The organism is Bacillus sp. AF62 (assembly GCF_050312695.1).
Lineage (GTDB): Bacteria > Bacillota > Bacilli > Bacillales > Bacillaceae_G > Bacillus_A > Bacillus_A cereus.
In genome coordinates, this window is sequence record NZ_JBNPJZ010000029.1 from 1 (window position 1) to 12,587 (window position 12,587).

Genomic DNA, 12,587 nt, shown 5'->3' on the forward strand with positions numbered 1-12,587 from the left:
CGTACGACGAGCGATTGCTTTTTTTAATTTCTTTTTCTTCATCTTAGTCAAGCCATTCACTCCTTCTCTTTAAATACCCTTAATTTCCATTTTCGGGCGTTTTAATTAATTTGATACCATTACATTCAAAAATAATTAAAATGTGAATTGTACCTATTTATTAATGTTGACAAAAGGATTATTTTGTTCAATTTTAGATACTCTCATTAATTTTATCGATAAGCTCATTCAATTCTGATTCTGTTTCCATACCCACTGTATTATCAGCAATTTCTTGTAATTTTGTAGATAGTGCTAATAAGAAATCAGTTGATGCTTTCCTTTTCCTCTTCCTCCCCTGAATAAAAAACAATATCCCGTCAATACTAATACTGGACTACCTTCCCTAGGTAGCTTCCAACAAGTTTTTGAGCAGTCAGCTTTTGCTAGCTGCTCTTTTTATGTTTTAAGTGAATAAAATTCTAAACATTGTCTAACACTGTAGACAAGACTTTAAAAAGTCGATTTCTCCCACTCTAGCTTTCTTGGTCGAGAGCCGAGCGGTTAGCAAAAGCTAACTGCTTTTTTAATTGAAGGCTTTCTATAACATAATTTATCTGTTTTATGATTAAATTTTCATGATTCTATTCATACTAAACTTGGGCTTTATAGCTCAAATAATCTTTCATTCATTTGGTGGACAGTTTATTTAATAAATTGTCTGCCTAAGCCATTTAATAATTCTGCTTTATATTAAAATGAAATTTTTATTAAAAACCGAACATTATCCTTAAACTACATCTGCAAAATTGAATCAAATTCCGAACATTAATACTCATAGCTAATATTATTTGCTTCCATCCAGTTTTCTCTTTCTACTTGTTCGATCATTTCTTGCTCCGCTTCACTCTCTAAACGCTCTTGCTCATTCCAATTGTCTTTCATTTCAAATTCTTCTCTAATAAAATAGCGTTTTTGTTTAGTTTCACTCTAAAAGTAAAATTTTCATTTTTTCATTCGACCAAGTTCATAACATATTCTTTTCCCCCGATAAAATAATGATTAGATGTCCCATGTGCATTTTATCCTCTGGAAATAATACCTTTCATGTGCTTGCGTATTAGAAAATTCATTTCTGCTTCTGCTGCAATAGCAATTTTGTTCACTTTTTTGATACATTTATGAAACATTCACATGTTATCTTCAATATGTTCTATTCTTTTTGAAAAACCATGTGAGAATACCAAAACAAAAAGCTCTAGAACCCTAACTCTAAGACTTCTTGTTTTCAAATAAGGATTTTGTAAAATACTCAATTAAACCTTTTAACACTCTCCTGCTTACTAGGCCACAAGATATTCAGAAACCTTATAAAATTGTAATACTAATGTAAGGTTTCTCAATATGAACCAATGTATTTATGTAGTAAACTATTTATCGGCAATACATATAAAAGGAGAAATATTTATGACTTTTGAAGACAATCGTAAATTAGGCATTCAACAAGGATGTATAGTAATAACAGATCAATCACAATATATTGTTGTTAAAAAAAATGAAAATTATTCTTTATTAAGCATTGCAACTGCGGAATGCATAAACTTTGAAGTTTCACTTGAACATCTTGAAGAAATGGTCCAAGTAGATTTGAAAGAAAAAATTCAAGATATCATTCCACCAGAGAATATTAAGATCGTAGCTCAAAACAAAATATAAAATGTATTTTCTATGAGCACTTTCGGTAGTGCTCTTGTTTCATGAACAGTTTCAGATAACGCTTTTGTTTAATTTAATACGTGTTCTTTTCGCTGCAATATTCTATTACAATTAATTTTTATGTTATAATTGTCTACAGCATCTATATTAATAGGCACAACAAATCTCATACATATAGGAGGACCTTAATGATCCTAACTCAAGAAAAGAATATAAAATTAATTATGCATTTTCTTACCCTATTATCTTTTTTTATTCTTATTTTCTTTAGCGTCACAATTTTTTATATACCATTGATTTTTTATTTCATATGCAAATCACAAGACATTCGAAAAAATATCCTTGAAGCTGTTTTTTATCAACTATTCATTTGGATAATTACAATGATTTGGAATCTATTCATAATAAGAATCTTAATGTTATCTTTGTCTAATTTAGACTTAACTTCAAATAACGCTTTGATTATTTTCGGGATAGCTCCTTTATATCTAATACTGTTTCTTTTGTTAATTTTCGGACCTATAAAAGGAATTTTATGTGTACTACAGGAAAAAGACTTTCACTATCCTTTTATTTCCAAACTGATTAACAAATAAAAGTACGTGTAGGAGAATTCAGAGTTTTGCTGAATTCTTTTTTTATGGACCTTTCAAACTCTTTTACATATTCCCCTGTTCCTTCTTTTTAATAAAATTCAAATTTTATCGCTTAAACTTAACAGTAGATGTGGTTTGTGTATGAGACACTTTTCCATCTACCCAATGGACAACTTGTTGTCCATATCTGCTTTCTGGCGGTTTAAAAAAAATGATTTTCCCATCTTCCACAATGTAGATGCCATTTGTTTTCATGTCTATTTCACTTTTCATTTATATCCGTTCTCCTTTGCATATGTTTGTCTATCACACGAAATACAAGAGCTCTCTTGATGAAAAAACCTTAATCTAGCTCCATAATTTCTTTCAACGTTCGATTGGACACATATACTTGAATGATTTGAATTCTCCCATACGTTTTTTCCGCTTCTTCTTTTGCTTCAGCCTCTGTATTTACTTCAAACCAATGTAACTTCTGCTTTTCATCTTAGTCAAAAAAATCTACTGCGTAAGTTGGTGTAACCAAATGACTAGAAATGAGTTGTTCAGACGTGCTGCATGCGGCATAATCCAGGTTTCCTACAACAGCTTCAAAGGTTAGCTGTTTCATGCCCCTAACCCCAACACCCTTTTTCCAATCGCACCTTTTCTTGCTAAATCCATAATCAGTAGCGCAACTTCATCTGGATCACGTTGCATTTTTTCACCAATTGCGAACACACTTTCATTGTTGTTCCATGCTTCTTTCACTTGCACTACTTCATCTTCATCCCACAGCATGTCTAGTTCTTCTAAAGCAATGTACAAGTTACGTCGCTCATTCTTCATGTACTTTCGTTGCTGAGCTGAAATTGTATAGTTTTCTAACTGTAAATCCGTCATAAGCCTACACTCCTCTTCTATTGGCATATATTAAGAACTCTCTCCGAAACGCTGTAATCTTTGTTTAGCAATCTCTCTTCGATAGCTTGTTGCTTTATTTTCAATTGTCAAACTCGTTTCCACCATACGATCATAAGATCGCTTCCCCACTTGTTGTAACATTTCTTTCGGCTTTAAATTACTTGTATACAAAATAGGCATCTCTTTTCGATAACGTCCATCAATGATATTAAAAATCTTTTCTTCCACCCATTCCGTCGCTTTCTCAGCTCCGATATCATCAAGAATAAGTAAATCGCATTCTAATAGTGCTCTCATGATTTGCGCTTCATTCTCCTTGTTTTCACTGTTAAACGTACTACGGATACGTTGAAGCAATTCTGGAACACTTTGAAATACGACGATGTATCCTTGCTCTGTCAATGTTTTTGTAATGGCGGCTGCTAAATGTGTTTTCCCATTGCCAGGTTCTCCCCATAACCAAAGTGATTCTCCTTGCCATCCTGGAAAAGCTTGTACATATTGTGTCGCTAACTGGCACACCGTCTCTGAACCATTTCGCTCTAGAAATGCTGAGAATGTACTTTTATCAAAACGATTTCCCACGTTATGAATGCTAAATATCTTTTCAATTTCCCTTTTCTTCGAGAAATTTTGATACTCTCTTATTTTCGCTTCTTCACGCTCTACTACACATTCACACGTGGGAAATACTTTATTTTTTATTCGTAATGCTGGTACTTCTACTACGATTGCTTTAACAAAAGCGCTACAGTGTTCACAAGTATAACCTTCGTCTCCCTCTTTACAAGCCGATGTATTCAAAATCCTCGTCATCACTCTTCCTACCGCTTCCATGATTTTTTGCCCCTTTTCTAGCATTCATTTGGATTGTGAGTTGATCAAACTTTTCACGTAGCTTTTTAGGAGATAAGATGTTTCCTTGCCAAAAAAAATCTACTTGGCACCAATCAATCACATCTTTTATCTCTTGTAATTCACGTTGATCCTTTTCACGCATTATTCTAAAATCATTAGACCAAGAATCAAAATTAGGTTCTTTTTGCTTCGGATTATTACTTTTAATTTTTTCAAACAAATATTTTGCTGCATTGACGTCGCAAGTTTCAAACTTGTGACAATACTTCTTTTTATTTGTAGTATTCTCTGTAGTAATCTTTGTATTTGTCCCACGTTTCAATGTGGGAGCCTCCTCCGTTTTAATGCGAGAGCCTCTCTCGTTATAATGTGGGAGGGTGTCACTTTCTGATGTGATAGGGTCTTGATATAAAATAGATATTTTTTCAATACTCTCCACGATTGGTTCTACATACATCACGTTGTTATGCCTCTTTCCGTTAACTATGATCGTACGAAATTCAATGGCGATTAATTCTCTTTTCACTAAGAACCTGTTTAGAATCTATGGTATAATCTGTACAAAAAAGGATATTTTCTATGATACATAATTATACAAGTAACGTTTCACGTGAACAGTTTGAACTGATTCGAGAAGATTTGGAAAACGCAAGAAAACGGACGCGTCCACGCACAGTTGATTTGTACGAGGTATTTTGCGGTGTGCTATACGTGCTTACCACAGGATGCCAATGGCGTAACTTACCAAGTGATTTTCCAAACTGGCAAACAGTCTATTTCTACTATCAGATTTGGCGGAAAGTAGACGAGAAGGGCATAAGTCTTCTCGAAGAAGTTCATAAAAAAATTGGTTGAAACCTATCGTGAGCAAGATGGACGTAAGAATCAGACAAGTTTCTGCATCGTAGATGCCCAAAGCGTGAAAAACACATGGATAGCTGGTGAAAAAGGCTATGATGCTGGAAAGAAAGTGTCAGGAATCAAAAGGCATATCGCTGTAGATACGAACGGTCTTATTCATGCGATTGAAATAACGACTGCGAATATAACTGATCGAGAAGGTGCGATCCAAATGTGTGAAAGGCATAAGAAAACACTGGGAAAAGTAACACATATACTTTGTGATGGCGGATATACGGGGCCATCCTTTGCACAATCCATCAAAGAAACGATTAATTGTTCGGTTGAAATCATCAAACGATCTGAACTTCACAAGTTTGTCGTGTTACCTAAACGCTGGATTGTGGAACGAACTTTTGCTTGGTTGGAAAATTACCGCAGACTGTGGAAGAACTGTGAACGAACACTTGAAAATAGCAGACAGAGTTGCTTATTGGCAGGTGTAGCGATTTTATTAAAAAGATTTTAAACAGGTTCTAAGTATTTGCACGCCTCTAATACTTGTCTTTTGGTAAAACCAAATGAATCAGCTAATTGTTGATAACTTTTTTGAAGTTTGTCTGCTTTAAATTTTTGTTTATACTGGATTTCATTCGTTCTTTCATCCTTTATTTCAGTTGGTTTATACCAATAAACAATCTCGCTAAGTATTGTAATTGCAACCATATAGGGCTTACCATTTTCTAAAGTAAGATACTTAAACCACCCCTGATCTAAGGTGTTACCTTGGAGGTTTATTCTTGCGACTTTCAGCACATTGATATTCATCTCCGTCACCCTTCTCTAACCAACAATCTTTCTAGATATTTTTATTCTCTAGTTATTTCATATTTCTCGACCCGATCGATTGAATATTCTTTCTTTTTAATTTTTTATTTCTTTCTGTTACAATCATGATTAAATCGTATTCTTTCACGAATTACCCTTTCTCTTGATTTGTGAAAACAGGTCTTTTTTGCATCTCTTATGCAACATGTGTTATGATGAACAACACATATATTTTTATTAGATTACCAGCCCCAACTGGTGGTTTCTCTTTATCATCCTTTTCCCTGAAAAAAAGGATTTTTGTTTCATTGGCTTATACTTTGGATTCATTTTTAAAAATGCACGTGTCTTTTTCGTATGAACAGTAGATTTTTTCATCTCTAATTTCACAGCAATCTCCTGTTCGGTAAAACCATACCCAACATGCATAATAATTGTTTTTTCCTCTTCTTCCAATATACTTGTGACTTCCTGAATTCCTACTGATACCATTACTACTTTTTCCACATTAATTGGTGATACGGCATAAAATCCATTTTCTGCTTCCTCCTCTCGATGCAAATCAATCGAATGGATATTCATTTTATTCCTGTCCGCATAACTCACTCGTCTGCTGATTTTAAAAGGCGTTCCTTTCAAGTGAATTTCATCACGTATGCATTGAAGGTATCTACTCTCTCTGGATCAGACTTCACACAATGCTCCCATAAATACATATGGCCAACTTGCATTAAATCCTCCAACTCCATATTATTCATTTTTGCAATCTGCCTAGCTCTTGCGATACTTCCAAATTGTTGCTTTATTGCTGCAATTACTACATGTTGTTTTTCTTCAAATAATTCTTGTGCCGTCATTTCCTTTTACCATCCTTTCTTGTTTTTAGTTATCATAGTTTGCTATACTATAAGAGCATTCCGGTTACTTAACTCACTCCTGTTAGGTATACTGCTCTAGACTGATATTGCCGATGAGCAGACCTAATTCTAGGTCTTTTCGTCATTCTGGAAGCATTTACATGAAGATAATTCAGAATATATCTGATATACTAACTGTGATGAAGGTCAATGCAATTCAAGTAGTATGACTTATGTACAGAAGGAGTCCTATTTTATAGGGCTTTTTCACATGCAACTGATTTCCTACAAAGCGTACTAAAATGTGTTCTCTCCACAACTGAAGCATCAATCCCTCTACTTCTTAAATGTGCTACAATCCCTTTTATATGCGTACGTTCCTCATCATACTTTTCTTTTGCACGATAGAGTGCTGCCAATTCCCTTCGAGCTAATCGAGCTTCTTTAATCCAAGTGCAAAACTGATATGGATCGTTCTTTTGTAGCGCTTCAATTTGTTGTTGTTCGCAATGCTGTAAGAATTCCTCTAGTATTTGTTTCTTTTGCAGGTCCTTTGTTAGAACAGATTTGGTCATGATGTTTTCTCCTTTCTACATCTCTTTAAACTTGATTTGCGAATTTACTAAATTAATTTTTTCACTTAATACAATTGGCAATGTATACTCTTTAACAATTTGCGCTGCTATTTCTAAATGACAACGTTTGATAGCTTTATGACTCGTCACACCAAATTCACGATATAACTGGTTATAAATATCCCGATATACTTTCCCTCTCAATCCTGCGTGTTGGTACGCATTCGCCTGTTTACCACCTAATAAAGCAACACCATGACGCTTTACTGCGTTTGAAATTTCATCGCATTCTACTGCAAATAGTGGTGCGTTTTCTCGTAAGTCTTTTACATCTGATTTAATGTGTTGGAGTTCTTGTTTTTGTCCTTCTAATGCTTCAAAGGTCAGTTTTAAAATACTCATGGGGTCTGTTGGAACTTGTTGTTGGTTCTGGATGTGGTTTTTCATACGCTTGAATTCTTGTATAAATCGAATTTTGGTTTGTACAGCCTCTTTCGTGTTATAGCCAAAAACAACTAATGTAAATGCTTCCTCTGTTAAATTGTACTTTGGGTAACTTCGTCCTCTATCTGTTTTATAATTTGACTCCTGAAAATTTAGGAGTGAGAATTCTTCTCCTGCATATTCTATTTGAAGCTTAATATCTGACAAGACATTGTCATGTCGTTTGCCAAACATTTCAGCAATCATTAAACTATCTGTTACTGCCTCACCATTCTTTTCGAATACCAGTTCATTATGTAAGGGTTGTTCGTTTGCTGCTGTTAATTCATTCATATAAAAAATCCTCCTCATTTGTAATAATGCTTGTCCACCCTATGCACTTGGAATGACTCGTGTTGAGTTCGTATGACGATGAATCAAGTGTAGTCGTCCATCAACTTTTTTATAGATCAACCAGTTTTCAGAATTTAAGCTGTACGAATTCATATGCATTTTCTCTCGCTTCGTTGGTCGTTTGCCGTTTTTCACCTGTTTCCCCTCCTCTATTGCGCAAACAGCTCGTCCACTGTTGTTTTGAAATACTTTGCTAGTTTTTGAGCCTCTTTTAGGGTGAAGTCACTTTCACCGTGTTCTTTAGCAAAGTATGTTCTTGGTGCAATATGAATCAAATTTGCTGCTTTCTCTTGTGTCATGCGTTGCTCTTTTCTGGCGATGTATAGGTTTTTATGCATGGTATCGCTCCTTGTTTAAATTTTATTCACATTAACGCTTAATTGAAGTGTTTCCTTCAATTAGCTTTGGATAAAACCGCTCAAATACGAACATTTCGTTCGTTTGGCAATTAAAAAAATCTCTTCGATTGGTTCATCTAAAAAGTCAGAAATTTTTTTAGCAACTTCCATTGATGGAATCCGTTCTTTCTTATCCAACATTCTTATATATCTTTCAGTAACACCACAATGTTTAGCGATTTTATGATAAATAATTGTCTGTTTCATGTCTGCCTCCTTAATAGAACGTTTCGTTCGATTTTAATCATATCGAATAATTTATACATTGTCAATGACTTTCCGAACATAATGTGCTATGATTGTCTCTAAAGAGAACAAGTTGTTCAAGTGAACAACCTTATGAGGTGATGAAAATGACAGGTATAGGTGCTAGAATAAAAAAACTAAGAAAACAACGTAACTGGACACAAGAAACGCTAGGAAAAAAGGTAGGCGCTTCGTCTCGTGTAATTGGTTATTATGAGTCCGAAGAACGTTTTCCTTCACCAGATACTATTGCAAAATTATCTGAAATACTAGAAGTAACAACGGATTTTATACTAGGACGTAGTACCGAATTAGATATAAAAAAACACAACAAGTTTAAGGAAATTATGGAACGATTAGATACATTACCTGAAAATAAACAGGACATTGTCCTACAACAAATGCTCGCAATCACCAAAACACTAGAAGAATACCATAATAACGAAAAAAAATAGCCCCTCATATTAGAGACGGGCTATTTTTTAAATTTTAAAACTTTGTTCTATGTGCTCCTCGACTAATTCAGGCTGTGTTTCATCTATTGTTTTCAAAAATAATTCTACAATCTCTTCTTTCGTCATTTCCATTCCTCCTGGTTTCATCTCTATCTACATACATTCTATCATCTTGTAATTTGTTAAATAGCTTACTCGCAAAACTTTTAAAAATAAATTTTTAGCTACTAAATAGCACAGTAGAAACCTGAAAAATAAAAAAAGACAACTGCAAAAGTTGTCTTTTTAAGTTTCAGCCCCCAGGCTTCGACCCTTCTTCCATCTTTTGTATTTTATTCAATTGATAATTCTTTGTTTCTAACACTTTGTCCGTTATTGGTAATATGAATGTCATTGCACAAATTACTAATACAATTTTTTTCAAAATTGATCCCTCTTTTCTCTTTTTTGTATCCCATAATCCATTTTAATGTTGGATGACTATCACCACCATTATATAACTTTCTTGCAATTAAACCAGCAAAAAAATAATTGGATTGGGCAAAAAATTGTTCAAGAACTTCATGCATAATCCCATAATCCTTACTTGCAATAGCTTTAAAAAAGATAACAAAATCATCATCGTCTTTCTGATAGAAAGCCTTCTTTATTTGATCAATCTCTGTAAAATTCAATACCCTATCTTCATAGTATATTTTTGCCAATATAAGATTATGCTTGGTCTCTTGTTTTAATTCAAATATCCCCGATTTTTGAGCAACTTCATGACTTCGTTCAAGATACTCTAAACACATTTTTTTATCGTCTGTCAAATAAGACATACCTAGCCGATAATATGCATCAGCAACTGTTTTATTACAAATATTCGCATTAATTATGATGTATGCATAATGCCTAGTAGCCTCTAAATCATTAAGTTGCAAACAAACGGTACAAAATAACTCTGCAACTCGGTGAATATAACAATTCCTTATAAACAATTTTCGACTTTCGCTCACAGTCAAGATGGAATTCTCAATTTCATTACCAATTGTAAGCATACGTTCAAAATTTTTATCAAAATAATAATTGTAACATTTCATAATATCTGATAGAACCCGTAAAACTGGATCTTGAATTTTTCCATATCTATCTAATTCTATCTCTATATCATTCCCTTGCAATGCATCTTTCATGTAGTCGTACAAAATTTTATATACACCTACGTATTCTCTTATAGATGTTTCTTCACTTGAATACTTATTAATAAGGGCATTTAGTAATTCGATATCTCTAATAATAGCGGCATATTCGAAACTCTGTTTAATTAATTCTGTAGAATTTAATTCTAAACACCAGTTATGCATCATTTTTTTTGATTCAGCTGTATCTACTGACATAACATGCGATAGTTTAAGTAAATTACAAAAACTAATTGTTCCTTGTTTTTTGAATTTCGACATATATTGTAGTGGAACATTAATTTTTTCAGCCACAGTTGTTAAAGTTAAATCCTCCCTATCTTCAATCAAATCACATATTTTTTGATGAAAGCGCATAAAAATATTTCCTCCCCCCTCAAACACATAAAAATCCACCATCCTATTTTCTCAACCTCTAAACTGCACTACGAATGATGAATATCTGTTAAACTAAGGAAGAACTCGTATGATGCAAATGTTTGTCCTAAGGTAGTAGGATGAACGGTGTGAGCCGTTTTGTCACGATCACCTCTTACACACGCCCTGCGAGTTTTTATGTTTTAAATTATTATTTTTTTGCGATTATTCTGTCTATTTATTTGATAGAAACCCATATACTGTATCCAAAGCCAATTTTAGCACAAACACATATTCTATTCCATCCTGAAATATATTTCTCAATATAGCTTCTAAGAAAAATATTGAAATTATTCGACTTCCGTTTCAAATATTTCACACAAATAATGAATAGAAGTTCATTTTTATTATATTCTACTTAAATCAAGGTAGAAACCAGCCAATTTTCAATAATTACACCCAACCAATCAAAAAGTGTATTACTATATTATAAAAAATAAATGTCGAATTTTCTCAATATACGCCCCACAATCATTATGGTAATATGATTTTATCCTTACTTGTATCATCCTGATTGGTTTCCCTACCAATCTTCCCTACTATTATGAGTGGGGAGTTTTTAAGTTATATGTTATTAAAATTAAAGCGGTTAAAGTCAAGGAAAGGCTCTCAATTTATTTTGGGAGCCTTTTCTTTTGGTAACAAACAAGTTATAATCTATTCAATAAATTGAATTATCAATCTTTATATATACAGGAGGGATTCCTATGGTGATCTACAAAGATAAAGAGCGAGGAACATATTTTTTCGTTGTTAGAGTCCATCAGTTTGATGGCACGCAAAAACAAGTAAAGCGTCGTGGGTTTAAAACGAAAAAGGAAGCACGTGAAGCGGAAGCGAAAATGTTAGTTGAAAAAGAAACGAACTCTAGCTTGACGTTTGCACAAGTGGCTGATAGTTATTTTGATTGGTATTGCCAAAGGAGGAAACAGTCTTCGATTAACGCCATAAAAAATGCAATTTATAATCATTTACTAAAAGAATTTGGTAAAATGAAAATTGATACCATTACCGCAAAACATGTAATGAACTATCAAAATAAACTCTTAAATAACTACTCCGCTGATACTCTAAAGCAAATTCATACTATACTATCCGCTATATTCAATTTTGCGATAAAATTTTATGGATTGACTAGCAATCCAGCACGTATTGCAGGAAACTTTGAATTAGAATCAAACAAACGAATGAGTTATTGGGAATTCGATGAATTTCAAAGGTTCATCGATACTGTAGATGATTTACTTTACAATGCATTTTTTTCAACACTTTACTATAGCGGCGCTAGGAAAGGTGAATTATTAGCTTTAACATGGGCGGATGTTGATTTTGTAGGAAAAACGATTAACATCAACAAAACTGAATACAATCGTCAAGTTACAAAACCAAAGACAAAATCATCAAATAGAATCATCTTATTGCCTATACTTATCATTAATTTATTGAAGAAATTAAAAGAACATGCTACATTAACAGCACCAGTAAAAAATGATTATGTTGTTTTCGGTGAGTTTTATAATAGTATTGCTACCTCCACGTTAGATGAACGATACAAGAAATATGTGGCTACTGCTGGAGTGAAAAAAATTTTACTTCATGAATTTAGACATTCACATGCATCTTATTTAATTAATAAAGGTGTAAGTCCACTTGTAGTAGCACAACGACTAGGTCATTCTGATGTAGCAACAACTCTGAATACTTATAGTCACTTATATCCGTCAAAACAAGCAGAAGCACTCGCCTTTATAGAAGACGATTTGGCAAAAAAGTTACCAAAGTGTCACCAAGGGCTCTAAAACCCTTGGTATATATGATACCGCATTTAATCCCGTCATAAATCCAGCTTCACCGAGCATCGTTTTCTCCATTAAAGCGTTACAAGGACAAATCGTTACACA

14 protein-coding genes and 5 pseudogenes are annotated in these 12,587 nt (G+C 33.5%); 5 read left to right on the forward strand and 14 right to left on the reverse strand.

Going from position 1 to position 12,587, the window contains the following annotated elements:
- Nucleotides 1-1,446: 1,446 nt before the first annotated feature.
- Both ACQRBL_RS03625 and ACQRBL_RS03630 read left to right on the forward strand, forming a co-directional pair.
- A complete protein-coding gene (locus ACQRBL_RS03625; protein ID WP_023521157.1) occupies nt 1,447-1,695 on the forward strand; it encodes a hypothetical protein in 249 nt (82 codons plus the stop codon).
- Between the two features lie 188 nt (nt 1,696-1,883).
- Complete coding sequence (locus tag ACQRBL_RS03630; protein ID WP_023521156.1) at nt 1,884-2,291, forward strand: DUF4870 domain-containing protein; 408 nt, start codon at nt 1,884-1,886, stop codon at nt 2,289-2,291.
- A gap of 105 nt (nt 2,292-2,396) precedes the next feature.
- Here the strand turns inward: ACQRBL_RS03630 and ACQRBL_RS03635 are convergent, their stop codons facing one another.
- The 5 genes and pseudogenes from ACQRBL_RS03635 to ACQRBL_RS03655 all read right to left on the reverse strand — a co-directional run.
- Nucleotides 2,397-2,564, reverse strand: coding sequence for a DUF3954 domain-containing protein (locus ACQRBL_RS03635; RefSeq protein WP_065484910.1), 168 nt, complete (start codon nt 2,562-2,564; stop codon nt 2,397-2,399).
- A gap of 70 nt (nt 2,565-2,634) precedes the next feature.
- Nucleotides 2,635-2,901, reverse strand: a pseudogene (locus tag ACQRBL_RS03640) (hypothetical protein).
- Nucleotides 2,898-3,173, reverse strand: a complete 276-nt coding sequence (locus ACQRBL_RS03645; RefSeq protein ID WP_411996782.1) for a helix-turn-helix domain-containing protein — start codon at nt 3,171-3,173, stop codon at nt 2,898-2,900. Before ACQRBL_RS03645 ends, ACQRBL_RS03640 begins: the two are co-directional and overlap by 4 nt.
- A gap of 30 nt (nt 3,174-3,203) precedes the next feature.
- Entirely contained in the window at nt 3,204-4,031 is an 828-nt protein-coding gene (locus ACQRBL_RS03650; RefSeq protein ID WP_411996783.1) for an ATP-binding protein, read from the reverse strand.
- Nucleotides 3,979-4,587 (reverse strand): annotated as a pseudogene (locus ACQRBL_RS03655) (DNA replication protein DnaD); the annotation flags it as partial. The pseudogene ACQRBL_RS03655 and the gene ACQRBL_RS03650, both read right to left, overlap by 53 nt.
- Nucleotides 4,588-4,631: 44 nt before the next feature.
- Here ACQRBL_RS03655 and ACQRBL_RS03660 point away from each other — a divergent pair.
- A protein-coding gene (locus ACQRBL_RS03660; RefSeq protein ID WP_099046435.1) for an IS5 family transposase occupies nt 4,632-5,421 on the forward strand; the annotation gives its coding sequence in 2 pieces (ribosomal slippage) (nt 4,632-4,889 and nt 4,891-5,421; 789 coding nt in all).
- 8 nt (nt 5,422-5,429) lie between these two features.
- Here the strand turns inward: ACQRBL_RS03660 and ACQRBL_RS03665 are convergent.
- The 7 genes and pseudogenes from ACQRBL_RS03665 to ACQRBL_RS03695 form a co-directional block, all read right to left on the reverse strand.
- Nucleotides 5,430-5,720 (reverse strand): annotated as a pseudogene (locus ACQRBL_RS03665) (DNA replication protein DnaD); the annotation flags it as partial.
- 237 nt (nt 5,721-5,957) lie between these two features.
- Nucleotides 5,958-6,577, reverse strand: a pseudogene (locus tag ACQRBL_RS03670) (sigma factor-like helix-turn-helix DNA-binding protein).
- Between the two features lie 254 nt (nt 6,578-6,831).
- A complete protein-coding gene (locus ACQRBL_RS03675; RefSeq protein ID WP_411996599.1) occupies nt 6,832-7,152 on the reverse strand; it encodes a hypothetical protein in 321 nt (106 codons plus the stop codon).
- Nucleotides 7,153-7,167: 15 nt separating this feature from the next.
- Nucleotides 7,168-7,929, reverse strand: a complete 762-nt coding sequence (locus ACQRBL_RS03680; protein WP_065484919.1) for an ORF6C domain-containing protein — start codon at nt 7,927-7,929, stop codon at nt 7,168-7,170.
- Between the two features lie 39 nt (nt 7,930-7,968).
- Complete coding sequence (locus ACQRBL_RS03685) at nt 7,969-8,124, reverse strand: DUF6906 family protein (RefSeq protein ID WP_000788401.1); 156 nt, start codon at nt 8,122-8,124, stop codon at nt 7,969-7,971.
- A 14-nt stretch (nt 8,125-8,138) separates the two neighbouring features.
- The gene (locus ACQRBL_RS03690) at nt 8,139-8,327 is read right to left on the reverse strand and encodes a helix-turn-helix transcriptional regulator (protein ID WP_411996598.1); all 189 of its coding nucleotides are present in this window, start codon (nt 8,325-8,327) and stop codon (nt 8,139-8,141) included.
- 60 nt (nt 8,328-8,387) lie between these two features.
- Nucleotides 8,388-8,594: a helix-turn-helix transcriptional regulator gene (locus tag ACQRBL_RS03695; protein WP_411996597.1), complete on the reverse strand. Its 207-nt coding sequence runs from the start codon at nt 8,592-8,594 to the stop codon at nt 8,388-8,390.
- A gap of 146 nt (nt 8,595-8,740) precedes the next feature.
- On the opposite strand from ACQRBL_RS03695, the gene ACQRBL_RS03700 reads away from it, so the two are divergent.
- A complete protein-coding gene (locus ACQRBL_RS03700) occupies nt 8,741-9,088 on the forward strand; it encodes a helix-turn-helix domain-containing protein (protein ID WP_134207696.1) in 348 nt (115 codons plus the stop codon).
- Nucleotides 9,089-9,420: 332 nt separating this feature from the next.
- Here ACQRBL_RS03700 and ACQRBL_RS03705 read toward each other — a convergent pair whose 3' ends face one another.
- Nucleotides 9,421-10,626 carry an AimR family lysis-lysogeny pheromone receptor gene (locus tag ACQRBL_RS03705; RefSeq protein WP_411996596.1) on the reverse strand — a complete coding sequence of 402 codons (1,206 nt, stop codon included), beginning with the start codon at nt 10,624-10,626 and terminating at the stop codon, nt 9,421-9,423.
- Between the two features lie 767 nt (nt 10,627-11,393).
- On the opposite strand from ACQRBL_RS03705, the gene ACQRBL_RS03710 reads away from it, so the two are divergent.
- Complete coding sequence (locus ACQRBL_RS03710; RefSeq protein WP_411996595.1) at nt 11,394-12,485, forward strand: tyrosine-type recombinase/integrase; 1,092 nt, start codon at nt 11,394-11,396, stop codon at nt 12,483-12,485.
- Here ACQRBL_RS03710 and ACQRBL_RS03715 read toward each other — a convergent pair.
- A pseudogene (locus tag ACQRBL_RS03715) lies at nt 12,465-12,587 on the reverse strand (2Fe-2S iron-sulfur cluster-binding protein); the annotation flags it as partial. The gene ACQRBL_RS03710 and the pseudogene ACQRBL_RS03715 overlap by 21 nt on opposite strands.